A 25,973-nucleotide genomic window follows, 5' to 3' on the forward strand; every position below is an offset into this window, starting at 1 on the left:
CCCCGCCGGCCCCAGACACGGTGGCCTACCCCCCCCCCCCCCCACACCCCCCCCCCCACCCCCCCCGGGGGGGGGGGGCCCGGGGGCCCCCCCCCCCCCCCGACCTATGTGACGCCTCGGCAGGGTCAGTAGCCTCCGGCCGGCGGGGCCATCTCGAGGCGTACCCCGATCAGACGGATCGGCCGGTCCTTCTCGACCCGCTCCAGCAATGCCTCGGCCTCGTCGGCGAGGCGATCACCGTCGAGGGTGGGCTCGGGGAGCTTGTGGCCGCGGGTGACGGTGAAGAACGGCTTGAACCGCACCTTGATCTCGACCCGGGTCACCGCGCGGCCCTCCTTCACGACGTCCTCGAGGCACTCGGTGCACAGCCGGCGGGTCTCGGCGACGATGTCCGGCCACTCGACGAGGTCCTGCTGGAAGGTCTCCTCGTGGCCGTGGCCGCGCGCGACCCACGGCGAGGGATCCACCGGACTGGTGTCGGCGCCCCGGCCCAGCCGGCGCAGCCACGGGCCCGTCGTCGGACCGATCGCGGCGGCCAGACCCTCAGCCGAGGCCGCGCCCAGGTCGGCGACGGTCTCGATCCCCAGACCGGCGAGCCGCTTCGCGGTCTTCGCCCCGATCCCCCACAGCGCGTCGGTCGGGCGGTGGCCCATCTCGGCGTCCCAGGTCTCGTGGGTGATCCGGTAGACGCCGGTCCCCCGCAGCTGGCCCTCCGGACCGGGCTCGTGGCCGCCCGCCCCGGCCTCGCGCGCGACCGCACCGTCGACCCGCTGCTTGGCGAACCCGGTCGCGAGCTTCGCCTGCAGCTTGTTGTCGCCGACCCCGACGCCGCTGCGCAGCCGGGTGCGTTCGAGCACCATGTCGCGTACGTGCTGGGCGAAGGTTGCCGGATCGCCGAGGTCACCGTGGCCGGGGCCGGGCCCGAGGAACGCCTCGTCCCAGCCGAGGACCTCGACGAGGACGGGTACGCCGCCCCACTCCAGCGACCGCAGCGTGTTCATGACGCCCGCGGAGGCCTCGTCGTAGGCGACGTGGTCGACCGGCAGCAGCACCGCATCGGGGCACTTGCGCACCGCCAGGCGCAGCGGCATCCCGGAGCCGACCCCGTGGGCCCGGGCCTCGTAGGAGGCCGTCGAGACCACGGCCCGCTCGGTCGGGTCCCCACGCCCGCCCACGATCACCGGCTTGCCGGCGAGCTCGGGCCGTCGCAGCACCTCCACCGCCGCGATGAACTGGTCCAGGTCGACGTGCAGCACCACGCTCATGGGTCGATGGTGCCATGAACCGACGCCCGTGGAGGTCAGCCTTCGGGGGCCGCCTCGGAGAGCGCCGCCGAGGCCTTCTCCGCCTGCTCGCGTACGTCATCCGGCACCGGCACCGCACCAGCGACGCGCTGCTGCCACATCTGCATGGCGACGACCTTGGCGGCCGCGTCCTCGACACGGGAGTGGTCGAGGCGCCCCGAACGGAGGGCCTTGACGACGCTGCGGTGGGCGGCCTTGGAGTTGGCCGGCATCAGCAGGAGGTCGGCGCCTGCCTCGAGTGCGGCCACCGAGGGCTTCTTGGTGGTGGTCGTGACCGCGCCCATGCCCAGCGAGTCGGTGACGGCGACGCCGTCGAAGCCGAGGTCGTCACGGAGCAGGTCGTAGATGGGTGCCGCCATGCTGGCCGGCTTCCCAGGAGCCACCGCCTTCACGTCGACGTGGCTGATCATGACGGCCGGTGCCCCGGCGTCCACGGCGGCGTCGAACGGCACCAGGTCGCGACGCTTCAGCTTCTTCATCCCGAAGTCGAGCTCCTGGAGCCCGAGGTGGGTGTCGCCGGTGACCGCCCCGTGGCCCGGGAAGTGCTTGGTGGTGGAGACCAGGCCGGCGGCGTTGTAGCCCTGCACGGCCGCGGAGACCGCCGCTGCGGCGGTCTTCGGGCGCTCGCTCGGCGAGCGGGAGCCGATCGTCGGGTCGGCCGCGCCGACGGTCACGTCGGCCACCGGCGCGAACGCCCAGGTGAAGCCCAGGTCACGCAGCTCGAGCGCGGTCGTCCGCGCGGCCTCTGTCGTCACCGCGACGCCCTTGCCCGGCTTCGCCTCGATGGCGTCCCCGGCGCGCGCGAACTCGGGGAACTCGGTGGCCACGCCGCGCAGGTGGGAGACCACCCCGCCCTCCTGGTCGACCCCGATCACCGCGGGGAACGAGCGACCGTCCGCCGCCACCGCACGGGAGACCGCCGCGGTCGTCGCGCGCACCTGCTCCTCGTCGACGACGTTCTCGCCGGTCACGCTGACACCGGCGAGGTGGAACTTGCGCACCATCCTCGCGGCCTTGGCCGGATCGGTGCCGTGGTAGCGGCCGACGATCACCTGTCCGGCGAGCTTCTTGTCCCCCCAGCCCGCCACCAGCTCACGGGCCGTGGCCAGCTCTCCGCGCGTCGGACCCCAGGCGAGCGGCGTGGTGTCCTTCGTCGGGTCGGTCTTCGTGGTGGCCACCACCGGCCTGCCGGGCTCGACCTCCGTCGGCTCCCAGAGGGTCACCGCCGCCGCTCCCGCACCGACCGCCAGGACCAGCACGGTCCCCGCGATCACCGGCCGCAGCCAACGCCATCCGCGACGCTGCTGATCCTCTGATTCGGTGTGCTTGCCCCCAGTCACGCCGCCGAGTATGTCAGCAACCCCCGCCTACGACCGCGTTCGGGCGAGTGAGTCGTAGATCTCCCGCACCCGCTTCCGCAGATCCTCGAGGCTGCCGGTGTTGTCGATGACGTACGTCGCCGCGGCGAGCCGGTCCTCGCGACTGGCCTGAGCGGCGATCCGGGCGCGGACATCGGCCTCGGCCATGCCGCGCGCGACCGCACGCTCGACCTGGATCGACTCCGGCACATCGACGACGATCACCTCGTCGAAGAAGGGCGCGTAGCCCACCTCGACCAGCAGCGGGATGTCGTTGACGACCAGTCTCCCCGCCGTGCGCGCCGCCTCCTCGAGCTCCGCGGACCGCGCCCCGACCAACGGGTGCACGATCGCGTTGAGCCGCTCCCGGGCCCCCTCGTCGGCGAAGACGATCTCCCCCACCTTGGCCCGGTCCAGCTCACCGGCCTCGGTCAGCACCGAGGGCCCGAACTCCTCGACGACGGCCGCGAGCCCCGGTGTGCCCGGCTCGACGACCTCACGGGCGATCTTGTCGGAGTCGACGATCACCGCCCCGCACCCGGCCAGCAGCTCCGAGACCGTGCTCTTCCCCGAGGCGATCCCGCCGGTGAGTCCTACGCGCATGGCGAGACCCTACTAGGCCGTCGCGGGCTCCCCGCAGGCGAACCGGCGCCGGTAGGCCTGCGGGGAGAGCCCCCGCACCCGGGTGAAGTGGTGGCGCAGCGCCGCGGCGTTCCCGAAGCCGACCTCGCCCGCGATCCACTCGACCGACCGGTCGCTGCGCTCCAGCAGCTCCTCGGCCCGGCGGACCCGCTGGGCGGTGATCCAGGCATAGGGCGTGGCCCCGGTCTCGGCCCGGAACCGTCGGGCGAACGTACGCGGCGACATCAGCACCTGACGGGCCAGCGAGTCCACATCGAGCTCCTCGTGGAGATGGGCCGTGATCCAGGCCAGCAGGGGCCCCAGCGTCTCCGCGTCGGGATCGGGGACCGGGTGGGAGATGAACTGCGCCTGTCCCCCGTCGCGCTGCGGCGGGACGACCATCCGGCGGGCCACCGCGGAGGCGACCGCGGCGCCGTACTCCTGACGCCAGATGTGCAGCGCGGCATCGAGCACCGAGGCGGTGCCGGCGCTGGTGACGATCTGCCCGGCGTCGACGTAAAGCACCTCCGGGACGACCTTCGAGGCCGGGAAGCGGCGCTGCAGCTCGGTGGCGTACCTCCAGTGGGTGGTGCACTCGATCCCGTCGAGGAGGCCGGCCTCCCCCAGCGCGAAGGCTCCCGAGCACGCGGTGAGGAACCGGGCACCCCGCGCATGCGCGCGCAGCAGTGCCTCCTTCACCTCCGCCGGCAGCGTGCCGTTGGGGCCGCCGAAGGCGGGGATCGCGATCAGGTCGGCATCGTCGAGCCCCTCGAGGCCGTTGAGCGCCTCGACCCTGAACCCCAGGTTCGTACGCACCATCCCCGCCGTCGGCGCACAGACCGCGAAGTCGAGGACCGGCACCCCGTCGTCGCGCCGGTCGATGGCGAAGGCCTCGCAGACCGCACCGAACTCGAAGGGGGCGACACCGTCCCAGATCACCGCAGCGACGTTCCTAAGCACCTCAGAAGGGTGCCAGGTGGCAGGAATTCGCGCAACTTAGGCATTTCTGCCAATGTGGCAGGAATACCTGGTAGCGAAGAATTACTGCCATGACCACAGCACTGATCCTCATCGCACTCTTCGCCCTCACCACCTACGCCACCTTCGCCGTCGTCCACGGCGACCGCCCCAAGGCCGCACCCCGGTCCCACGCCATCGACCCGGCCTTCGAACCCCGCAGCAGCCTGCCTGCGACCAGGTGGCCCTAAAAGCCCGAATGCCCGGCCCCTCGGAAGGGGCCGGGCATTCGTGCGTTTTCAGAGCATCCGCTCAGGAGTTCACTGACCGCCGGTCAGCTTCTCGCGAAGAGCCTGCAGCGCCTCGTCGGAGGCGAGCGAGCCGCCCTCGTCCTCGGAGATGGTCTCGTCGACCGAGCCACCGGAGGAGTAGGAGGTGGCCTCGCCGGCCTCGGCAGCCTTCTCGGCGGCCTCCTGCTGCTGCTTGATGTGGGCCTCCCAGCGGGCGTGGGCCTGAGCGTACTGCTCCTCCCACTTCGCGCGCTGCTCGTCGTAGCCCTCGAGCCACTCGCCCGTCTCCGGGTCGAAGCCCTCGGGGTAGATGTAGTTGCCCTGGTCGTCGTAGGTCGCCGGCATGCCGTAGAGGGTCGGGTCGAACTCCTCGACGTCGGTCGAGGTGACCGTCTCGTTGGCCTGCTTGAGCGAGAGCGAGATCCGGCGACGCTCGAGGTCGATGTCGATGATCTTGACCATGACGTCGTCGTTGACCTGGACGACCTGCTCGGGGATCTCCACGTGGCGCTCGGCCAGCTCGGAGATGTGCACCAGGCCCTCGATGCCTTCCTCGACGCGGACGAACGAACCGAACGGCACCAGCTTGGTGACCTTACCCGGGACGATCTGGCCGATCTGGTGGGTGCGGGCGAAGTGCTGCCACGGGTCCTCCTGGGTCGCCTTCAGCGACAGGGAGACACGCTCGCGGTCCATGTCCACGTCGAGAACCTCGACGGTGACCTCGTCACCGACGGTGACGACCTCGGACGGGTGGTCGATGTGCTTCCAGGACAGCTCGGAGACGTGGACGAGACCGTCGACGCCGCCGAGGTCCACGAACGCACCGAAGTTGACGATCGAGGAGACGACACCCTTGCGGATCTGACCCTTCTGGAGCTGGGTCAGGAAGCCGTGGCGAACCTCGGACTGGGTCTGCTCGAGCCAGGCACGGCGCGACAGGACCACGTTGTTGCGGTTCTTGTCGAGCTCGATGATCTTGGCCTCGAGGGTCTGACCCACGTACGGCTGCAGGTCGCGGACGCGACGCATCTCCACCAGGGAGGCGGGGAGGAAGCCACGCAGGCCGATGTCCAGGATGAGACCACCCTTGACGACCTCGATGACCGCGCCCTCGACGACGCCGTCCTCCTCCTTGACCTGCTCGATCGTGCCCCAGGCGCGCTCGTACTGCGCACGCTTCTTGGACAGGATCAGGCGGCCTTCCTTGTCCTCCTTCTGGAGCACCAGGGCCTCGACCTTGTCGCCGACCTCGACAACCTCGGACGGGTCGACGTCGTGCTTGATCGAGAGCTCGCGCGACGGGATGACACCTTCGGTCTTGTAACCGATGTCGAGCAGGACCTCGTCCCGGTCGACCTTGACGATGACACCGTCCACGATGTCGCCGTCGTTGAAGTACTTGATGGTCTCGTCGATCGCGGCGAGGAAGTCCTCTTCCGACCCGATGTCGTTGATCGCGACCTGAGGCGCGTCGTAGTCAGGAAGAGGAATGTTGAGCGTGCTCGTCATAAGGGAGGTGGTTTCCTTGGGTGGACAGATATCGTCGGGTTCATTCACGTCTGAAGTACGGGTCAGCAGCCCCTCGCCGGCACCAGCACAAACAGGCTTCGTCGCCCGGTGTGAGCCGGCGGCCGAGGTAGCAGGCCAAGGTCCACTAGGTCCGGGACCCGGGCAGACTTCAGACGCAGTTTCCAAGCCTACGCTCCACTCACAGGCCCCGTCCAACTGTCGGCGTCACCCTGCGGGGCCTACGCTGTAGAGGTGGACCAAGCCATCAGCCCGGTCGTCCGACCGGAGGCGCCCATCGATCCCTTCGGCGCGATCGAAACCATCGAGACAACCGGCCCGATCGTCAGAGCCGAGCGGCGCACCGTCGGGGAGGCCGAGTCGCGCCGCGCGAACGGCCCCGACTGGGACCGCTACGCCGACGAGTACCAGGCGACCCACGGGCCGTTCCTCGGCGAGGCCGGGTTCGTGTGGGGCCCGGAGGGCCTGACCGAGGCCGATCTCGGCATTCTCGGCGACGTCGCCGGCAAGGACGTCCTCGAGCTCGGCTCCGGCGCGTGCCAGTGCTCCCGGTGGGTGAACACCCAGGGCGGGCATGCGATCGGGCTGGACCTCTCAGGCCGTCAGCTCCAGCACTCCCGGCGCCTCGACGAGCAGACCGGCGTCGTGGTGCCCGCGGTGCAGGCGACCGCGACCGACCTGCCCTTCGCCGACAACTCCTTCGACGTGGTCTTCTGCTCCTTCGGGGCGCTGCAGTTCGTCAGCGACATCGCCCACGCGCTCGCCGAGACCGCCCGCGTCCTGCGGCCCGGCGGCCGCTTCGCGTTCTCGATCACCCACCCGACGCGGTGGATGTTCCCCGACGACCCCGGCCCCGAGGGCCTCATCGCCGCGCAGTCCTACTGGGACCGCACCCCCTACGTCGAGGTCGACGACGAGACCGGCGAGGTGTCGTACGTCGAGCACCACCGCACCCTCGGGGACTGGGTGTCGCTGCTGGCCGGTGCCGGGTTCCGGATCACCGACCTGGTCGAGCCCGAGTGGCCCGAGGACCACGAGCGGATCTGGGGCGGCTGGTCACGGACCCGGGGGCTGTTGACCCCCGGGACCGCGATCTTCGGTGCCGACCTGGCTTAAGCGTCCACCAGCGTGCGGTCGTCCGCGGCGGCGTGGGCGCCACCGTTGGGCTTGCGGCCACGCAGGACCAGCCAGAGGCCGACCAGCAGGAGGATCAGGCCGACGACGAGGCCGCCGACGGGGATCCAGGTGCCGATCAGGTTCAGCTTGGCGATGTTGGCCTTGGCGTCCTTGGCGTTCTTCGCGACGGTCTCGTCGGTGTAGCTGACCTCGATGTCGATCACCGTGGTGTCGCCGGCGATCGCGGTCTGGGATCCGGTCTGATCGATGTACTGACCCGTGGTCGGCTCGACGTAGATGGTCTGCGCACCCTCGTAGGTGCCCATCGTGTCGTCCTCGGTGCCCTCGGACTCACCCTCGTCCAGGGTCACCTCGGTGGCCGGGATCGAGACCTCGAACTGGTAGGTCTTCACGCCCCTCACCTCGACGTCGTCGACGTAGGTGGCGACGACGGACTTGCCGAGCGTGTCGTCCCAGTACTCATAGTCGTGACGTTCGGTGCCGAACGGGAACTTCGCGACGTAACCGGACATACCCTCGGTCGCGAACTCCTCCCCCACGTACTTGGCCTGGTCCTTGACCGGCTCGGCAGTCGTGCGGTCCAGGGCGTAGGCGCTCTTGGAGATGTTCACCGCACGCGGGTCGGTCTTCGGGTTGGGGCAGTCAGGTGCCGGTTTGCCGTCCTGAACGACGACGCAGGCCTGCTCGATCAGCACCACGACGTCGTCGGTCGACGCCTTCGGGTCGGCCTTGGTCACGTTGACGTACTTCACCCGCACCGGGACGTCAGACTTCGCCTGTGCGCCGCTGGCCGTGCCCTCGAGCACGGTGCGCGAGTCGACGTTCAGTGGAAACTTGGCCGCGGCGTCGCGGCCCCAGAAGCCGGATACTGCGGCGGCGACCAGCGCAAACGCGCCGACCAGCAAGAAGACGTAGCCAATCACTCTTCGCATGTTTCTGCCCCTCCCAAGGCCTCGGTTCCCCCCTCGATCCGCGAACCGTAGCAGCAATACCCCGTGCGGTGTGCAACGGGTCACAAACCTCTGTGCGACACTTCCTCTTCGTGTCATCCCCGCACCTCGCACCCGCCACTGCCGCGTCCACCGACGACGGTGTGCTGTCGACCCCGAGGAAGGTCCTCGCCGCCGCGCTCGTCATGATCGTGGCCCAGCTCGCCTTCCGCGCCTGGGCGGTGAGCGGGTCGTGGTATCGCTTCGACGACGCCAACTTCATGTCCAAGCTGATGTCGGACGGGCTCTCGGCCGACCTGCTCTTCCGCGGCTTCGCCGGACACCTGATGCCGGGGGCGTTCGCGCTGACGGCCTGGAACTTCTCGCTCGACCCCTACGCGTGGGTCTACCCCGCCGTCGAGCTGCTGGCACTGCAGGCGATCGCGAGCCTCGGCGCCCTGGTGTTCCTCTGCTCCGCGTTCGGGAAGCGGCGCGGGATCCTGCCGCCGCTGGCCCTCTTCCTGTTCTCCTCGATCAGCCTGCCGGCGTTCCTGACCTGGGGTCCGGGGATCACCCAGCTGCCGTTCCTCGCCGCGATCTTCTGGGGGTCGTGGGCACACCTCAACTACCTGCGTACGCGGCGGTTCCGCTGGGCCCTGCTGACGATGCTCATCACGCTCGCCGCGATCGCCTTCGGCGAGAAGGCGATGCTGCTGTTCTGGCCGTACGCCGTGCTGGCGCTGGGCTGGTTCGCGACCGGCGACATCCTGACCCGGCTGCGGACGGTCCTGGGCCGCTACCTGCCCGGCGTGCTCCTCTACGGGGTGGTCTCGATCGGCTCCGTGGTCGCCTACCTCGCGCTGGGGGCCGGCTCCTCGAGCGCCTCCGGGACCTCCGACGCCAACGGGTTCGCGCTGGTCGCGCAGCGGTTCCTGCTGGAGTCGTGGGCTCCGGGCGTGGTCGGCGGGCCGCTGCGCTGGACGTGGCTGGAGGGCAACTCCGCCGGCTGGGCCGAGCCCGGCGCGGTGGTCTCGGCGCTCGCCGTCGGGGTGCTGGCGCTGCTGACCTACGAGCTCGCCCGCACCCGCTCGATCGCGCTGCGCGCGTGGTGGCTGGTCGGCGGCATCCTGGTCATCGACATCGCCCTGATCACCGCCATCCGTGCCGGTGGGGTCGGCGCCGACATCGCGCTCGCCTACCGCTACCTCACCGACACGATCGCGGTCACCGCCATGGCACTCGCCCTGGCCACGCTGCCGCTGCTCGGAGCCGAGGAGACGCTGGCCCCGACGCGTACGTCTGCGTTCCTCGACGTGCCGAAGCGGGTCGCGGTCGCGACGGCGGTCGTGACCGTGATGGGGCTCTTCTCGTCCTACTCCTACGCCCAGGGCTGGCACGACGACGACAACACCCGGCGCTACATCGACACCGTCCGCGCCGACCTGGCTGACGTCGACGAGCCGCTGCCGATGGCGGACGGGCCGGTGCCGCAGTGGATGGTCTGGGGTGCCGCCTACCCGTACAACCAGGTCAGCCGGGTGCTGCGGCCGCTCGCCGGCAAGATGGAGTTTCCGCGCGCCAGCACCGATCATCTCTACATGGTCGACGACAAGGGTCACATCCGCCCGGCGGCCGTCGACCCCGAACGACGCTCCGTAGGCGCCGTCGACCCCACGCCCAGCCTGGACCGGTGCGCGCTGCGGGTGCGCCAGACGCAGCTCCAGGTGAACCTGGACGGCGGGGTCGACGGCGCCGGCTGGTGGATGCGGATCGCGTACGCAGCAGGCGAGGGCGACGTGGGCCGGATGCGAGTCACCGCCGGCGAGCACACCTATGACGTCGGCATCGAGCCCGGTTTCCGCAGCCTCTACATCCGCACGGGCGACGGCCGTTTCGACACGGTCGGCTTCGAGAGCCTCACTCCGGGCTCGAAGCCGTGCCTGGGTGGCATCGAGGTCGGCAAGGCCGTGCCCTTCGGGGACCCGATCTCAGACTCGGGAAGTGAGGGCTGATGGAACGTCGGTTCCTCACGCTCGACGCGCTGCGCGCGGTCGGCGCGCTGATGGTGCTGCTGACCCACGTCGGCTTCCAGACCGGTCGCTACCCGCGTGGCTGGACGGGCGCGATGCTGGCCCACCTCGACCTCGGGGTGGCGCTCTTCTTCGTGGTCTCCGGGTTCCTGCTGGCCCGGCCCTGGTTCGCGGCGAGCGCCGCCGGAAACTCTCCGCCGAGCACCGGGCGCTACCTGTGGAAGCGAGCGCTGCGGATCCTGCCGCTCTACTGGGTCGTGGTGGTCGTCTGCCTGGTCTTCGCGCCGACGAACGACGACGTCGGGCTCGGCGGCTGGATCTCCAACCTGACCCTGACCCAGATCTACACCCAGGACTCCCACGCCTACGGCCTGGCCCACATGTGGAGCCTGTGCACCGAGGTCGCCTTCTACCTCGTGCTGCCGCTTCTGGTGCGGCTGCTGACGCCACGCGACCGTCTGGACGTACGGCGAGTGCTGATCGGTTGCCTGCTGCTGTCGGTGAGCGGCGTGGTCTTCGCGGCCGGCGCCCGGACCTGGTTCACCCAGCCGCTGGCGGCGGAGTGGCTTCCGGGCTACTTGCCGTGGTTCCTGGCCGGGACCGCGCTCGCGGTCTGCTCGGTCGACCCGCGTATGCGCGCGCGGCTGGATGCCGCCGCGCGCGACCTGGCCGGCTGGTGGCTGCTGGCCCTGGGGCTCTTCGTCGCCGCCTGCACGCCGATCACCGGGCCGACCGGCCTCGTCGAGGCGCCGACACCAGCCGAGTCGGCGCTGCGGTGCGTGCTCTACGGCTTGATCGCCGTCTGCGTGATCTTCCCGCTGGTCTTCGGACCCGAGCTCGAGGGACCGGTACGCCGCTGGCTGGCCACGCCGCTGCCGAGCGCCCTGGGCGAGATCTCCTACGGCATCTTCTCGATCCACATGTTCGTGCTGCTGATTGGCATGGAGCTGCTCGGCTACGAGGTCTTCGCCGACCGCTTCTGGACCGTCCTGGGGATGACGCTGATCGTCACCGTGCCGGTGGCGGCACTCTCCTACCTCTTCTTCGAGCGCAGGGTGATGCGGCTGCGCGGCTGGCGTCCCTCGGGGCTGCGGCGGTCGCGCCCGTCTGTTCCTGAGCCGGCGGTCGAGCGCGGTGCCGCCGAGGCGGCCGCGGCGGCCAGCACGACCGCGACGAGCGAGAGCGCCTGAGCCGTCCAGGCAGGCGGGTCCCAGGGCAGGTCCCAGGCGGTCGGGAGGATCTCGACGACCAGGGCGCCGGCGAGCAGTGCCGCGCCCGACCCGGCGGCCAGGAGACGGATGACATCCGGGCGGCGACCGGTCAGGCGCGGCAGCAGCCAGGCCACGACCGCGGCGAGCGCACCCCACCAGCCGGCGAGCAGCCCGGCGACGAGGACCAGCACGCCGGCGTCGTACCAGCGCCACGGGGCGGCCTCGGGGAACAGCTCGAGACTGGGCGGGGTGCCGCGTCGACGCCATGAGGTCACCAGCGCGAGCGCCAGGACCAGCGCCGCGCCGCCCGCACCGGCGAGCAGCCCGGCACGGTAGGTGCTCTCGGGCGCGAAGCCGAAACGTACCTCTCCGCCGGTGCCGGCGGGCACGATCCAGCCCTGCTGCCAGCCGTCGACCCGCTGGGCGCGCAGGGCCTTGCCGTCGAGGGTCGCGGTGGCCCCGGGGTTGATGTTCTGCGGGAGCACGAGGACCCGGTCGTAGGCCTCGGGCGACACGCTCGCCGAGACCGCGGCGTCGCGCGGGTCCCGCTCCACCTCGACCGCCTCCGGCGGCTCCGCGTCCGCGATGACGTCGGCGCTGAGCTCGAGGCTGTCGACCCGCAGCGATGCGACCGGGTCGGCCAGCAGGGTGTTCTCGCCCGCGGCCAGCGTGAGCGGCGCCCGGTCGCAGACCTTCAGCGGCACCTCGCCGCCGCGCAGCAGATCGGCGAGCGACCCGTTGACCGACGTACGCAGCAACCGGTCGCCGACCTGGACGCGGGGCCCCGCGGCACAGCCGGCGCGGAGCCGGCCGTCGCCGAGCGGACGGCCGTTGACCTGCAGCTCGGAGATGCCGGCCGGCAGCTCGGTCGCGTCGGCCCTGCTCGAGGGCTGGTCGTAGGCGGCGTCGGTCGCGGTGATGCGGATCCGGAGCCGGTCGGTGCGCCAGCCCTTGGGGACGGCGACCGCACCGTCCTCGCCGACGTGGCGGGTGACCGTGCGCTTCTTGGGGCGGCGCAGGTCGGTGATCTCGACCTCGGTGGGGATGCTGACCGGCGCGGCCTCGTTCACCAGGAGCCGCAGCGACCTGACCCGCTGCCGTTCGGGCAGCGTGAGGGTGACGGCGGCGGGGTCGGTCGACGGAGCCCGCCACGAGGTCCCCTGGTCGCCGTCGACCATCGCGAGCGCCGACTGGGCGATGTCTCCGCTGCTCGGCGCGGTGATGTCGACGCCGGCGAGGCCGGCGGCCGCGGCGTAGGCGTGGTCACGGCGCAGCGACACCGTCCCGGTGACGTTGAACGTCTGCGCGCGGGTCAGCGTGACGAGCCGGTCCAGGTCGTCGCCGTCGTCGCCGGTGGCGGCCAGGAACGGCTCGCAGTAGAGCACTCCGCCCTGGTCGATGCAGCCGCTGCGGTCGGTGTCACGACCGAGCCGGATCTTGCGGATCGTGGCGTCGCTGGGCGGCTTCGGCAGCGCGACCAGGCGTTGTGGGGTGACGTGTTCGATGGAGAGCTCGCTGATCCCCCAGGCGCCGTAGGCGGTGGCGCCGCGGGCGGTGATGGTGAGGTTGCGTGCACTGAACCCGGTGAGGTCGTACGTCGCCTCAGCCCCTGGTTGCGGGGCGTAGACCTTCCGCATCTGGGCGCCGGCGACGAGCTCGAGCCGCTCGACCCCGATCACGTTCGCAGGGAGGGCGATGGTGACCTTGCCGAGGTCGACCTCGTTCTCGAACCGCACCCGGAGCCAGGCGCCCTCGGGGCTGTGCCCCCATCCGGCCTCGGTGCGCCACGCGGTCCCGGGGTCGCCGTCCATGGCTGCCGAGGGTGCCGCGCCGCGGTCGACCGGGAGCTCCTCCGGGGTCGCCGCGGAGCTGGAGGCCTCCACGGCCTCGACCCCGCGCCAGACCACGGTGCTCTGCCACCGCTCCTGATCCTCCAGGTAGCGGTGGAAGCTCTCGGGCTTGTCGGAGTCGACCCCCTCCTCGGCGGTGCGGGTCGAGGAGGAGTTGGCCCGGACGCCGGAGAAGAGCGTCGTACGCCGCCGCTGCCCGTCGGTCAGGATGACGTCGGTCGGCTCCTCGGCCCCCTCGTCATCGGTCCGGGTGTCGTCGGGGGTCAGCACCGCCTGGGCGCCGCTCGCCGGCTCCCCGGGGTCACCCATCACGGTCGTCCTGGCGGGGATCAGCGTGGCGCCGGAGGTCGCGTCGTCGACCTCGTAGATCTCGATCGGCGGGTACTCCCCCGCCAGTCCCCCGTCGACGAGGACGCGGGTGCCCTCCTCGCGGTGGTAGGTGGTGTTGCCGAACTCGGTGCCGAAGCTCGCCTCCCGGGTCAGGCCCGGCGACTGGTCGAGGGTGGCGTGCACCAGGGAGGGCGGCGGGGCGCCGGTGGTGCCCCAGTGCAGGTCGTTGCGCACCAGCAGCCGGGTGACACCGGCCTTGGCCAGCATCGGCGCCAGATCCGCACTCGGGGTGCCGCGCTCGAGCTCCTCGGTGACCCGGTCGAGCCAGACGACGTTGCCGGGCTCGGCCAGCGGCACCACGCCGCGTACGGCCCAGCGGGAGTCGGCGTAGGGCTGCAGCACCTCGTCGTGGGTGCTGCCCCACAGGTAGTCGCCGAACCTGGCTGCCGGAACCACCAGGGTGACCCCGCCGTCGTCGTTCTCGGAGAGGTAGTCGGCGGCGTCGGTCCAGAAACCCGGAACGTTCTCGATCGATCCCGGTGGCGGCACCTGGCCGCGCACCCACGGCACCGCCAGGCCGGCCAGCGAGGCGACCACGGCGATGACGAACACCCGCCGCAGCCACTGCGCGGCCTTCGTGCTCGTCGCCGAGGCCCGGGCGAGCTCGGCGCGGTGGAGGATGGTCTCGACGGTGAGCACGACGCCGGCGGCGAGGCCGAGGCGGAGGACCGCGTCGTACTTGTGGCTGTTGCGCACCGCGGCCAGGGCGCCGTCGACGAGGTCCTGGCGGGCCTCGGCCCCCCAGCCGGCCAGCGGGCCGGTGTAGCCGATCCCGACGAGGACGACGCCGGCCAGGACGCAGCCGATCAGGAACCGGCTCTCTGGGTGAAGCGAAGCCCGAACCGATGTGCTCTGTTGGCGGCGCGCACGGCCGACGCCGGCGAGCCCGGCCAGCCCGATCGCGACGACCGCGGCCGCGTCCAGGATCAGGTAGGGGGTGGCGTTCAGGCTCTGCCCGGCCGGGTAGTAGAGCGGGTCGGCGTAGGCGACCCAGTCGGAGGTGCCGAGCAGCGTCGGCAGCAGGCCGGTGGTCGAGGCGGTCACCGCGGCGGTCTCGATGTAGTCGAGGAACGGCGGGATGTAGCGGCCCTGGAGCACCAGCGGGATCGTCCACCACAGGGTGGCGAGGATGGTCAGCACACCCCACAGGGCGAGCGCGGCGAACCGCCGCGCGCCGGTGCGGGTCAGCAGGAAGATCACGCCCGGGACCAGCACCGCCGAGACCGCGGTCGCGTTGACGCCGCCCGCGCAGGCGACCGCGATCGCGGCCACCGCGCACCAGCGCACCAGGTCCTTCGTCGTGGTGGTGCCGCTGGCCCGGATGACGGCGAGCAGCACCCACGGCGCGATCGCGGTCGGCCACAGCTCGACCGAGTTGGCGCCGAGGATGGTCATCACGCGCGGCGTCAGGACGTACGCCGCGGCCCCGGCGACCTGGGCCCACGGCCGTCCCAGCCGCAGCTCACTGGCCACGGCCAGGACGCCGAGGAAGGCCAGGTTGAGCAGCAGCGCCCACCACAGCCGCTGGATCACCCACTCCGGCAGCTGCGCCACCTGGCCGAGCCCGAAGAAGGGGCCCATCGGCCACAGGTAGCCGATCGCCTGGTTCTGCACCTGGCCGAACGCGCCCTGCGCGTCCCACATGTTCATCGCCCGGGCCAGGAAGGCCCACGGGTCGGCGCTCAGGTCGAACTTGGTGTCCGCGACGATCCGGCCCGGCGCCTGGGTGAACGTGATCGCGGTCAGGATCGCGACGTACGCCGCGATCCTCAGTCGTGACGTAGCGCTGGGCGGATCCGGGGTCACGTCTTGCGGAGCACCAGCAGGAGGTTCCATGAGAGCACCTCCCTCACCACCGGGACCCGCATCAGCCACGCCGCCCACGCAGGGTGGTAGCGCGGAACCGCGGCCAGGATCTCGGCGTTGCCCGCCTTGCGCTGCGCGCGCGCCCAGCGCAGCCCGGTGGAGGCGGTCGCTGCGTACATCGACTCGCCGAACCTGTTCTTGGGCTCGTGACCGTGCTTGCGCTGGTAGCGGCGCCGCGCGAACCGGCCGCCGAGCAGGTGCCACGGACTGGTCTCGTGGCCGCCCCACGGACCCCACCACAGCGTGTAGGAGCAGAAGACGACGCCACCGGGCTTGGTGACCCGGAGCATCTCGTCGAGCATCGCGGTCGGGGTCGGGACGTGCTCGAGCACGTTGGAGGAGTAGCAGGCGTCGACCGATCCGGTGCGGACCGGCAGCCGCATCCCGTCGCCGAGCATGCTGCCCTCGGCGACGATCCCGGCGCCCTGCATCTCACCGGCATCGGCGTCCAGCGCCAGGTAGGTCGCGCCGGCCGCCATGAAGGCGTCGCGGAAGTAGCCCGGGCCGCCACCGACGTCGAGCAGCACGGTGCCGTCGAGAGTCTCTCCGTCGGTGTAGTGGGCCAGCTGACCGACCGAGTCGGCCGCCAGCGCGGTGTAGAAGCGCGCCGGATCGGTCTGCTCCACCCGGAAGTCGCTGAACAGACGTACGGAGCGCCCCAGCGTCGCGCTCCAGCGTCCGCCGGTCGGGGCGTTGCGCTGGGAGTCGAGGAGGTTCGGCACGGCGGGAACCCTAACCGATTACCCCGGTGGGTGTGCATTTGGTCACGAAATGTCCTACTCTCCAGTAACTGCGTGACCCCTGGGGAGGGAGCACTCAGCAGCGGGGAACTGCGAGATCCAGGGGAGCACTGTATTTTGCGCGCCAACGAGGGAGCGCAGCTGAACGGCGGCCATGTCGCCGTGTTCAGCTGGCGCGATTCTGACAATCCTGAAGCCGGTGGGGCCGAGCACTACCTCCACCAGATCACCGCCGGCCTGGTCGATGCCGGGGCGCGGGTGACCGTCTTCACCGCGACCTACCCGGGCGCTCGTGCCCGTGAGGAGCGCGACGGCGTCCGCTACGTACGTCGCGGCGGCAAGCTCAGCATTTATCTGTGGGGCGTGCTGCTGCTCGCGCTGGGGCGGCTGGGCCCGATCGGTCGCGTCGACGCCGTCATCGACGTGCAGAACGGGCTCCCGTTCTTCACACCGCTCGGCACGCGGGCGCCGGTCACCGTGCTCGTCCACCACGTCCACCGCGAGCAGTGGCCGGTGGTCTACCCCGGGCTGTCCGGGCGGATCGGCTGGTGGGTCGAGTCGTGGCTGGCACCGCGGCTCTACCGTCGCAAGCAGTACGTCGCGGTCTCCCGCGCCACCCGCGCCGAGCTGGCCACCCTCGGCGTCGACCCCGCCCGGGTCGCGGTCGTGCACAACGGCGCCGCTCCGGCGCTGAGCGACCAGCCGGCCAAGACCGAGCACCCCTCCATCTGTGTCGTCGGCCGACTCGTGCCGCACAAGCGGGTCGAGCTCGCGGTCGACGCGGCGGTGGCGCTGCGGGCGTCCTACCCGGACCTGAGACTGAGCATCGTGGGCGGTGGCTGGTGGGCCGACGAGCTGGCTGCGTACGTCTCCCGGGTGGGGGCCGGCGACTTCGTCGAGATGATGGGGCATGTCTCGGAGGAGACCAAGGAGGCCGTCTACGAGCGGTCCTGGCTGATGGCGCTGCCGTCGCTGAAGGAGGGCTGGGGCCTGGTCGTCACCGAGGCCGCCCAGCACGGCACCCCGACCGTCGCCTTCCGCGACGCGGGCGGGACGACCGAGTCGATCGACGACGGCGAGTCCGGGGTGCTGGTCGAGGACCAGGCCGGCTTCGTGGCCGCGCTCGACCACCTGCTCGGCGACGAGATCCGCCGCAAGGAGCTGGCCGAGGGTGCCCGCTGGCACGCCCGCAAGCACACCTGGGAGCAGAGCCAGCTCAACTTCAACGCCGTGCTCGCCTCCGCGCTGCAGGGGCACGTGGTCGGCGCGGACTGACTGCTCTGGAGCTCGCCCAGAACGAGAAGGGGCCCGGCGGATCACCGCCGGGCCCCTTGTCAGATGTGTCGAGCTCAGTCGTTGGTGCCGTACTGAACCGTCGACTCAGAGACGCTCGGAGGATTCTCGCCGGTGTCGTTCGTGCTGCTGGTGACGACTCCGACGATGGTCGCTGCGGCGACTCCGCCGCCAACAAGAATGCTGGCGACGATGGCAATGATGTTGCCCATGGATATGTGACCTCCCTCTCCTAGCGGCGAACTTTAGCAGCCGGCCGGCGACGCGTACTGATCAGTAGCAGAACTGTTGATGTTGCGGCTCCGAGCCACGCCAGGCCGTACGCCACCCACGCTCCCGCCATGGCCGGACCGAGTTTCGTCCCGGGCATATGGTGATCGCGTCCGGGCAGGCGCTGCACGAGCAGGCCGCCGCCCTGGTAGACCACCTCGCCCGCGATCTGTGGCGCATCGCCCGCGGATCGGTCGGTGATGACGTACCCGATCCCGAGCTGTCGCAGGTGGGTGACCTGCTCGGCGGCATCGGTGTCGGTGAGCGTGTCCTCGACGGATCCGGCGCGACGGTCCTCTCCGGGGACCGTGGTGCTGCCGATGAGCAGGTCGCCGTTCACGACGCTCGCGCGGGTCAGCGTCCTCGGCAGCGGGTCGAGCACGGGGCGGCCGCCGTTCCAGGACGGGGCGCGATAGGCGGACCACGGCAGGACGAGTACGTCACCCGGTGCGCTCTCCTCGGCGAGCGCCGCGCGTGCCTGGTGCCATTCCGACGGGTAGTCAGCGGTGCCGAGACCACCGGCCAGCCCCCAGGCGGCGTCGGGAAGGACCGCCACCGGGACGAGCACGACGACCACAGCGGCCGCCCATCGCGGCGCGGCGCCGCGCAGCTTCTCGGTCAGGGTGTCGACCCCGGCTGCGACGGTCAGGATCAACAACGGCAGGCAGAGCGGGAGCAGTCGGCTGCTGTCGCGGAACAGCGCAAGACCGGGGACGTGCCGGGCGAGGTCGTCTAGCGCCTGGGGCGCCGCCCAGCCGGCGCCGGCGATCGCCAGGCCCGCCACCCACAGCGCCAGGATCGTGACCCGTTGGCTCTCGGATCTCCACCACCGCCGACCTCCCGCCGCGACCAGTGCCACCAGGAGAACCAGCGCCACCCAGGCGAGCCAGCCCTCCCGGCTCGCCGGGACCACCGAGGTGTTCCAGATCCCGCCGAGCGACAGCGCCGCCAGCGGGGCGGGCAGGGCGTCACCGCGCAGCGCGAACACGTCGAACCCGGTGGCCGAGGCCGCCTGGGAGGTGTGGGTCATGCCGGCCACGAGCCAGGGGGCGTTCACCGTCGCTACTGCGGCCAGAAGCAGGGCCGGGCGCCGGTCACGACGCAGGCCGGTGGCAAGGAGGACTGTGCCCGAGACGATGCCCGCGCTCGCGCTCAGGCTTCCTAGGAGGAGGACGGGCAGCATCCACACCGGGCCGTGCTTGACCGCCGCCCACCGGCGGCCGGCGACGACGAGCCAGGGCACCGCGGCATAGGCCAGCAGCATCGGCCAGTGGCCCATCCACAGTCGTTCGGCGACGTACGGACTCCACACGGTCAGGCTCACCACCGCCAGTCGCGCGGCGAGCGAGCGCTCTCGCACCAGCTCGGCGGCACCGGCCCCGGCCAGCACCAGCGCCCCCAGCAGGACGATCTTCTGCAGCACGAGGCCCGGCACGATCTCGTCCAGCACCGCGACCACGGCGTCCGAGGGCACCGCCCGCGGCAGCCCCGACCCGAGCCCGAGCACGTCCCGGGTCAGCCCGAGGTCAGGCACCCACACCATGTCGTAGCTGAGCACGAACCCGGCACCGAGCGCCGGCCCTAGCATCAGCACCGCGAGCACGACCGCCCACAACGTAGGCACCACCCGCTCGCTCACGCCCGCAACCCTACCCAGCCGAGATGTCACCCCCGTCGGCCGAGACGTCACCTGCGTCGGCCGAAAGGTCAGTTACGTCGGCCGAGACGTCACTTGTGGCGAAGGAGTTCCGGTCCTGGGCGGATGCCGGTGCCGGCATGTGACCTGTCGCGGCCTAGGCTTTCCAAGTGCCCACGATGACCGACAGCCCGACCAGCGCCCGCCGGCGTACGCTGTCCGCGCTCATCCACAGCAGCGGCTTCCTCGCCGTGTGCATCATGGTCACCAACGTCGCGACCTACGGCTTCCAGATCGTCGCCGCCCGGATCCTCGGTCCCGGGCAGTACGGCGGCGTCGCCTCGATGATGTCGCTGCTCCTCGTGGTCGGCGTGGTCCAGCTCGGCATGCAGGCGACGGCCTCACGACGGGTGACCCAGACGCCCGGCCAGGAGCGCGCCATCGAGCGGACGGTGCTGCGGGCGACCTACCGAGCGGCCATCGTCGTCGGCGTGGTCATGCTCGCCGCCTCACCGCTGGTCTGGCGCGTGCTGCGGCTGGACTCGATCTATCCCGCGCTGCTGGTCGCGGTGTGCGCCGTGCCGCTCACGATCATGGGCGGCCAGGCCGGGGTGCTGCAGGGCGAGCGCCGCTGGCTCGAGCTCGCGATGGTCTATCTTGCCCTCGGCATCCCCCGGGTCCTGGTCGCGACCGCCGCGATGTGGGTCCGTCCCACCGAGGGCGCCGCCATGGCCGGGGTCGCGCTGGCCCAGTTCGCGCCGGCGGTCGTCGGATGGTGGGTGCTGCGGCGGCGTACGTCCTCCGCCGAGGCGGAGCCGGACTCCATCAAACCCGTCGTCGTCGAGATGCTGCACGGTTCGTTCGCGCTGCTGGGCTTCTTCGCACTCTCCAACGTCGACATCCTGATCGCCCGCAACGTGCTCTCCGACCATGTCTCAGGCCTGTACGCCGGTGGTCTCATCCTCACCAAGGCGGTGCTGTTCCTGCCGCAGTTCGTGGTGATCATCGCCTTCCCGTCGATGTCGGCCGAGGCCAGCCGCCGCTCCGCCCTGCTCAAGTCACTGGCCCTTGTCGCCGGTCTCGGCGTATGCGCGATCGCCGGCGCTTGGCTGCTGTCGTGGCTCGCGATGATCTTCATCGGCGGCCCCGACTATGCCGAGATCGAGGGCCTGCTCTGGGTCTTCGCGATCCTCGGCACGGTGCTGTCCGTGCTCCAGCTGCTCGTCTACTCGGTTCTGGCCCGGCGCAGCCGGCTCTCGGCGTACCTCCTCTGGATCGCCGTCGCCGCCGTCGTCGCCCTCGGCGCGACCCAGACCAGCGCCGACGGCCTCGTCTGGGCCGTCCTCAGCGTCGACGCCACCCTCGTCGCCGTCCTTCTCTCCGTCACCTTCTGGCGCCTCGGCCAGGCTCCTCAGCGCAGCTGACTCCATCTGCCGAGACGTCACCCCAGACGGCCGAGACGTCAGTTGTGGCGGCCGAGATGGCACTTGTGGGGGACGAAACTGGAGCTTCGTCCCCCACAACTGAGGATTCGGTACGCCGCAACTGCCGATTCGGCCGACGCGACTGACGCCTCGGCCGACCGGGGTGACTTCTCGGCTAGTGGGCTGCTTCGTGCCAGGAGCGGCCGGTGCCGACGGAGACGTCGAGCGGGACGTTGAGGTCGGCGGCGGAGCCCATCTGCTCGCGTACGAGGGCCTCGAGCGCGGCGCGCTCCCCCGGAGCGACCTCGAAGACGAGCTCGTCGTGGACCTGGAGGAGCATCCGGGAGGAGAGTCCGGCCTCGTCGATGGCGGCCTGGACCCGCAGCATGGCGACCTTGATCAGGTCGGCGGCGGAGCCCTGGATGGGGGCGTTGAGCGCCATCCGCTCGGCGGTCTCGCGGCGCTGGCGGTTGTCGGAGAGCAGGTCGGGCAGGTAGCGGCGGCGACCCATGATGGTCTCGGTGTATCCCGTGCGCCGGGCCTCCTCGACCAGGCTGCGCAGGTAGTCGCGGATGCCGCCGAAGGTCTCGAAGTATTCCTCCATCAGCCCGCGCGCCTCGCTCGGCTCGATCCCGAGCTGCTGGGAGAGCCCGAAGGCGGACAGGCCGTAGGCGAGACCGTAGTTCATCGCCTTGATCTTGGCCCGCTGCTCCACCGAGACCGCGTCGGGGTCGACGCCGAAGACCCGCGCGGCGGTGATCGAGTGGAAGTCGCGTCCGGAACGGAACGCCTCGATGAGCAGCTCGTCCTCGGACAGGTGCGCCATGATCCGCATCTCGATCTGCGAATAGTCGGCGGTCATCAGCGACTCGAAGCCGCCGCCGACGACGAAGCCCTTGCGGATCCCGCGCCCCTCCTCGGTGCGTACCGGAATGTTCTGCAGGTTGGGCTCGGTCGAGGAGAGCCGCCCGGTCGCCGCGATCGTCTGGTTGAAGGTGGTGTGGATCCGGCCGTCGTCCTGCACGGTCTTCAGCAGACCCTCGATCGTCACCCGCAGCCGAGTGACGTCGCGGTGGCGCAGCAGAGCGAGCAGGAACGGGTGCTCGGTCTTCACGTAGAGCTGCTGGAGCGCGTCGGCGTCGGTGGTCCAACCGGTCTTCGTACGCTTCGTCTTCGGCATGTCGAGCTCGTCGAAGAGCACCACCTGCAGCTGCTTGGGCGAGCCGAGATTGATCTCCTTGCCGATCACGCCGTAGGCCTCGTCGGCGGCCTGCTTCATCTGGCCGGCGAAGTGGCGCTCCAGGGCGTCGAGGTGCTCGGTGTCGACCGCGATGCCGGTCTTCTCCATCCGCGCCAGCAGATGCAGCAGCGGGAGCTCCACCTCGGAGAGCAGCCGGTGTCCACCGGCCGCCTCGACGGCCGAGTCGAGCTCGGCGGCCAGGTCGAGCACCGCCCGGGCGTAGAGCATCGTGGTCGCAGCGATGCCGTCGCCACCGACCTCGTCGTCGCCGAAGAGCGACTCCTGGCCGCCGTCGTCCTCCTGCTTGAGCTCACGCTTGAGGTAGCGCAGGGTCAGGTCGGCGAGGTCGTAGGAGCGCTGGTCGGGGGCCACGATGTAGGCCGAGAGCGCCGTGTCGGTCACCAGCCCGCCCAGCGACCAGCCGTGGGCGTCGATCGCCAGCTCGGGCCCCTTGGCGTCGTGCATGATCTTGGGCTTCGAGGCATCCGCGAGCCAGCCGGCCAACGCCGCCTCGTCCTCGGGGGTGAGCCCCTCCACCCCCACGTACGCAGCCCGCTCCTCCGTCGCGAAGCCGAACCCGTCCACGCGGCCGGTGCCCGAACCCCAGGCTCCGCGCACATGCACCCCGACCGGCGTGGTGCCGAGCTCCTCGAGGAATGCCGACACGGCCCCCGGGGCCAGCGTCTCGCCCGCCAGCGCGAAGCCGCTGTCGTCGACGGGGACGTCGTCCTCCGGCGCGAGCACGTCGGTGATCCGGGTGCGGATCTCACCGCGGAACTCGAGCTCGTCGAGGAGCTCCAGCGCGGCTGCCCGGTCCCACTCGACCCGTCCGAGGTCGGCCGGGCCGACCTCCAGGGTCAGGTCCCGGACCAGGGCGTTGAGCCGCCGGTTGCGCATCACATCGCCGAGGTGGGCGCGCAGGTTGTCGCCCGCCTTGCCCTTGACCTGGTCGGCGTGGGTGATCAGGTTGTCGAGGCCGTCGTAGGTGTTGATCCACTTCGCGGCGGTCTTCGGGCCGACCCCCGGGATGCCCGGCAGGTTGTCGGAGTCCTCTCCCACCAGCGCAGCCAGCTCAGGATAGCGGTGCGGCGGGACCCCGTATTTCGCCTCGACGGCCTCCGGCGTCATCCGCGCCAGGTCGGAGACGCCACGCATCGGGTAGAGCACGGTCGAGGAGTCCGTGACCAGCTGCAGCGAGTCGCGGTCACCGGTCAGGATCAGCACCTCCATCCCGGCCTCGAGGCCCTGGGTCACCAGGGTCGCGATGATGTCGTCGGCCTCATAGCCCGCCAGCGACAGGTGGCGGATGTGCAGCACGTCGAGCAGTCGCTGGATAAGCGGCAGCTGGGACTTGAACTCGTCGGGCGTCTTGTTGCGCTTGGCCTTGTATTCGGAGTATTCCTCCAGCCGGAACGTCTGCCGCGACAGGTCGAAGGCGACCGCGACATGGGTCGGGGTCTCGTCGCGCAGCACGTTGACCAGCATCGAGGTGAAGCCGTAGACGGCATTGGTGTTCTGCCCCGTGACGGTCGAGAAGTTCTCCACCGGCAGGGCGAAGAAGGCCCGGTAGGCCAGCGAGTGCCCATCGAGGAGGAGCAGTCGGTCACGCGTCACATCAGCCACGGTCCGACTCTATCCACGACCACCGACAACGGTGCCACCGACATCCGAGCCTCGCGCGCGAAGAGTCCCGTATCCCCGCGCACCGCCCTCGCAGCCCACGTGCGACCATGCATTTATGACCGATGCATCAACCGCCGACCAGACAGCAGGCGAGGTCTTCTTCGCCTCACTCCCCCACGGCATGGGAGGCCTCAACGACAAGATGGGCGTCAAGATCCTGGAGATCTCGGCCGACAAGGTCGTCGGCACCATGCCGGTGGAGGGCAACACCCAGCCCTACGGCCTGCTCCACGGCGGCGCCTCCGTCGCCCTTGCCGAGACGCTCGGCTCGACCGGGTCCGGGATGCACGCTGCGACCCTGGGCAAGATCGCGGTCGGCGTCGACATCAACGCCACCCACCACCGTTCGGCGACCTCCGGGATCGTCACCGGCACCGCGACGGCGATCCACCTCGGCCGCACCTCGGCGGCGTACGAGGTCGTGATCACCGACGAGCGTGGCAAGCGGGTCTGCACCTCGCGGATCACCTGCTCCCTCATCGACGCGGAGCGGATCTCGATGTAGGAACGAACGCCGAAGGGGCCCCGGAGCGCGTCGCTCCGGGGCCCTTCGTCAATCAGTTTCGCTCAGCGACTGGATCTCGACCCGCTTCGCGGGTTCGCAAGCTCACCCGCTGCGCTCGCTCGATCTCTTCGCGTTGTGACCCTGCGACTTCGTCGCAGGGTCACAGGCTCAGACCTCGCCAGCGATGTACTTGACGGGGGCGTAGGTCGCCTTGTCGTTGTACTTGTAGATACCGATGGACGCGGCCGTCGGGCTACCGGTCTCGCCGAGCTCGATCGGACCGGACTTGCCGTCGTAGTCGATGTCCTTGCCGTCCTCGATCAGCTTGACGCAGTCGGCGTAGGTCTCGCACTTCTCACCACCGGTGGTGATGTCGACGATCTCCTTGGCGATGGCCTCACCGTTGTCGTTGTCGGCCTGGACCGCCGCCAGAGCGGAGACGATGGTGGCGTCGTAGGACTCACCGGCGTAGGAGTAGTCGGCCAGCTTCGGGTTGACCTTCAGCAGCTGCTGCTTGAAGTCACCAGCGGTCTCGGCGCCCGGGAGCGTGCCCTTGACACCGGTGAGCTCACCCTTGGTGAAGTCCTTGGAGTAGTCCGACAGGTTGCCGTCCACGAAGTAGGTCGGCAGCTTGGCCGGACCGACACCCGCGGCGATGAGCTGCGGGATGAGCTTCTTGGTCTCCTCGAACGCGATCACGACGACCGCGTCGGCACCGGAGCCGGCGACCTCGTTGATCTGGGCGTCGAACGAGGTGGCGTCCTCGGAGTAGAACGCCGTGGTGGCGACCTTGGAGCCGGCACCCTCGAGGTTGGCCTTGACCTCCTCGGCCAGCGTCTCGCCGTACGCGTCCTGGCGGGCCAGGATCGCCACGTTGGTGCGCTTGTCCTCGAGCAGCAGGTTGGCCATGACGGCGCCCTGCAGGATGTCGGACGGAGCCGTGCGGAAGTAGAGGTCCGGCTTGGCGAAGTCGCCCTCGTCGAACTCGGTCGAGGTGTTGGCCGGGGAGAACATCACGGTCCCGGACGACATGATCTTGTCGATCACGGTCATCGACACGCCCGAGGAGGCGGTGCCGACGATCACGTCGGACTTGGCGTCGATGAGCTTGTCGGCCTCGGTCGGGGCGATCGCGGAGGTGGTGTCACCGGAGTCCGCGACGACCGACACGACGTCCTTGCCGAGCACGCCGCCGGCCGCGTTGATGTCCTGGATCGCCAGGTCCGAACCGGCGAACTCGGGCGGGCCGAGGAACGCGAGGCTGCCGGTCTGCGGGAGGAGCTGCCCGATGGTGAGAGTGCCGTCGCCCTTGGCGGCAGGCTTCTTCTCCGGCTCCTCGGAAGCGGTCTCGCCGCCACAGGCGGCGAGGGTGAAGCTGAGCGCCAAGGCGCCGGCGCCTGCGGTCAGCTTCATCCAGGTAGAGGATGATGAGTTCACTGCTAAGTCCCTCTTTCGTATGGGCTGGCCCGGCTCACGCCGGACCTTGCGGAGTCACATTAGAGACGCTCAGTGGGTGAATCACCCGAGGGACCTGTCTTTTCACCAATCCGTTACATCTCCCCCATGGCATCATCGCCTGGGTTGCCCCCATGATCGGCTCCGTATCATTGGTGCCTACGTGACACATGATCACTCGGGAAACCGATTCCCGCCAGGAACAGGCACGATCGTGGAGGAATTGTGATGATCTGTACGCCCCGCACCCATGG

At 70.5% G+C, this 25,973-nt stretch carries 18 protein-coding genes and 1 pseudogene; 7 read left to right on the forward strand and 12 right to left on the reverse strand.

Annotated elements, in window-relative coordinates; genetic code table 11:
• Window positions 1-125 precede the first annotated feature (125 nt).
• Genes ACIA03_RS20055 through ACIA03_RS20070 form a run of 4 tightly spaced genes read right to left on the reverse strand, consistent with a single transcriptional unit; the run spans window position 126 to window position 4,243 of the window.
• Window positions 126-1,265 (reverse strand): DNA polymerase IV, encoded by a 1,140-nt coding sequence (locus ACIA03_RS20055; protein WP_396985717.1) that lies wholly within the window; start codon window positions 1,263-1,265, stop codon window positions 126-128.
• Between the two features lie 35 nt (window positions 1,266-1,300).
• Window positions 1,301-2,644 (reverse strand): glycoside hydrolase family 3 N-terminal domain-containing protein, encoded by a 1,344-nt coding sequence (locus tag ACIA03_RS20060; RefSeq protein ID WP_396985719.1) that lies wholly within the window; start codon window positions 2,642-2,644, stop codon window positions 1,301-1,303.
• 27 nt (window positions 2,645-2,671) lie between these two features.
• On the reverse strand, window positions 2,672-3,265 hold the full coding sequence (coaE, locus tag ACIA03_RS20065) for a dephospho-CoA kinase (protein ID WP_396985720.1): 594 nt from the start codon (window positions 3,263-3,265) through the stop codon (window positions 2,672-2,674).
• 12 nt (window positions 3,266-3,277) lie between these two features.
• Window positions 3,278-4,243, reverse strand: a complete 966-nt coding sequence (locus ACIA03_RS20070) for a helix-turn-helix domain-containing protein (protein WP_396985722.1) — start codon at window positions 4,241-4,243, stop codon at window positions 3,278-3,280.
• An 89-nt stretch (window positions 4,244-4,332) separates the two neighbouring features.
• Between ACIA03_RS20070 and ACIA03_RS20075 the strand changes: the two genes are divergently transcribed.
• Window positions 4,333-4,491: a hypothetical protein gene (locus tag ACIA03_RS20075; RefSeq protein WP_396985724.1), complete on the forward strand. Its 159-nt coding sequence runs from the start codon at window positions 4,333-4,335 to the stop codon at window positions 4,489-4,491.
• A 69-nt stretch (window positions 4,492-4,560) separates the two neighbouring features.
• On the opposite strand, the gene rpsA is transcribed toward ACIA03_RS20075, so the two are convergent.
• Window positions 4,561-6,042 (reverse strand): 30S ribosomal protein S1, encoded by a 1,482-nt coding sequence (gene rpsA / locus ACIA03_RS20080; RefSeq protein WP_045551137.1) that lies wholly within the window; start codon window positions 6,040-6,042, stop codon window positions 4,561-4,563.
• A 252-nt stretch (window positions 6,043-6,294) separates the two neighbouring features.
• Between rpsA and ACIA03_RS20085 the strand changes: the two genes are divergently transcribed.
• On the forward strand, window positions 6,295-7,176 hold the full coding sequence (locus ACIA03_RS20085) for a class I SAM-dependent methyltransferase (protein ID WP_396985726.1): 882 nt from the start codon (window positions 6,295-6,297) through the stop codon (window positions 7,174-7,176).
• Here ACIA03_RS20085 and ACIA03_RS20090 read toward each other — a convergent pair.
• Window positions 7,173-8,129: a DUF3068 domain-containing protein gene (locus ACIA03_RS20090; RefSeq protein ID WP_396985727.1), complete on the reverse strand. Its 957-nt coding sequence runs from the start codon at window positions 8,127-8,129 to the stop codon at window positions 7,173-7,175. The genes ACIA03_RS20085 and ACIA03_RS20090 overlap by 4 nt on opposite strands.
• Window positions 8,130-8,239: 110 nt before the next feature.
• Here ACIA03_RS20090 and ACIA03_RS20095 point away from each other — a divergent pair, with 110 nt between their 5' ends.
• Window positions 8,240-10,138 carry a hypothetical protein gene (locus tag ACIA03_RS20095; protein ID WP_396985729.1) on the forward strand — a complete coding sequence of 633 codons (1,899 nt, stop codon included), beginning with the start codon at window positions 8,240-8,242 and terminating at the stop codon, window positions 10,136-10,138.
• A gap of 50 nt (window positions 10,139-10,188) precedes the next feature.
• Window positions 10,189-11,136: pseudogene (locus ACIA03_RS20100) on the forward strand (acyltransferase family protein); the annotation flags it as partial.
• Window positions 11,137-11,189: 53 nt separating this feature from the next.
• On the opposite strand, the gene ACIA03_RS20105 reads toward ACIA03_RS20100, so the two are convergent.
• Complete coding sequence (locus ACIA03_RS20105) at window positions 11,190-15,443, reverse strand: alpha-(1->3)-arabinofuranosyltransferase family protein (RefSeq protein ID WP_396985731.1); 4,254 nt, start codon at window positions 15,441-15,443, stop codon at window positions 11,190-11,192.
• The gene (locus tag ACIA03_RS20110) at window positions 15,410-16,195 is read right to left on the reverse strand and encodes a class I SAM-dependent methyltransferase (protein WP_396985733.1); all 786 of its coding nucleotides are present in this window, start codon (window positions 16,193-16,195) and stop codon (window positions 15,410-15,412) included. Before ACIA03_RS20110 ends, ACIA03_RS20105 begins: the two co-directional genes overlap by 34 nt.
• A gap of 135 nt (window positions 16,196-16,330) precedes the next feature.
• Between ACIA03_RS20110 and ACIA03_RS20115 the strand changes: the two genes are divergently transcribed.
• Complete coding sequence (locus ACIA03_RS20115) at window positions 16,331-17,488, forward strand: glycosyltransferase family 4 protein (protein ID WP_396985735.1); 1,158 nt, start codon at window positions 16,331-16,333, stop codon at window positions 17,486-17,488.
• Between the two features lie 74 nt (window positions 17,489-17,562).
• Here ACIA03_RS20115 and ACIA03_RS20120 read toward each other — a convergent pair whose 3' ends face one another.
• Complete coding sequence (locus ACIA03_RS20120) at window positions 17,563-17,718, reverse strand: hypothetical protein (RefSeq protein WP_396985737.1); 156 nt, start codon at window positions 17,716-17,718, stop codon at window positions 17,563-17,565.
• Window positions 17,719-17,738: 20 nt separating this feature from the next.
• Window positions 17,739-19,415: a hypothetical protein gene (locus ACIA03_RS20125; RefSeq protein WP_396985739.1), complete on the reverse strand. Its 1,677-nt coding sequence runs from the start codon at window positions 19,413-19,415 to the stop codon at window positions 17,739-17,741.
• A 176-nt stretch (window positions 19,416-19,591) separates the two neighbouring features.
• Between ACIA03_RS20125 and ACIA03_RS20130 the strand changes: the two genes are divergently transcribed.
• On the forward strand, window positions 19,592-20,836 hold the full coding sequence (locus ACIA03_RS20130; RefSeq protein WP_396986158.1) for a lipopolysaccharide biosynthesis protein: 1,245 nt from the start codon (window positions 19,592-19,594) through the stop codon (window positions 20,834-20,836).
• A 175-nt stretch (window positions 20,837-21,011) separates the two neighbouring features.
• On the opposite strand, the gene polA is transcribed toward ACIA03_RS20130, so the two are convergent.
• Window positions 21,012-23,699, reverse strand: a complete 2,688-nt coding sequence (gene polA, locus ACIA03_RS20135) for a DNA polymerase I (RefSeq protein ID WP_396985741.1) — start codon at window positions 23,697-23,699, stop codon at window positions 21,012-21,014.
• 115 nt (window positions 23,700-23,814) lie between these two features.
• On the opposite strand from polA, the gene ACIA03_RS20140 reads away from it, so the two are divergent.
• On the forward strand, window positions 23,815-24,264 hold the full coding sequence (locus tag ACIA03_RS20140) for a hotdog fold thioesterase (protein ID WP_396985743.1): 450 nt from the start codon (window positions 23,815-23,817) through the stop codon (window positions 24,262-24,264).
• 168 nt (window positions 24,265-24,432) lie between these two features.
• Here the strand turns inward: ACIA03_RS20140 and ACIA03_RS20145 are convergent, their stop codons facing one another.
• Window positions 24,433-25,677 carry an ABC transporter substrate-binding protein gene (locus ACIA03_RS20145; protein WP_396985744.1) on the reverse strand — a complete coding sequence of 415 codons (1,245 nt, stop codon included), beginning with the start codon at window positions 25,675-25,677 and terminating at the stop codon, window positions 24,433-24,435.
• Window positions 25,678-25,973: the final 296 nt, after the last annotated feature.

Origin of the sequence: Nocardioides sp. NPDC051685 (assembly GCF_044453405.1) — a bacterium.
In the GTDB taxonomy this organism is placed as follows: domain Bacteria; phylum Actinomycetota; class Actinomycetes; order Propionibacteriales; family Nocardioidaceae; genus Nocardioides.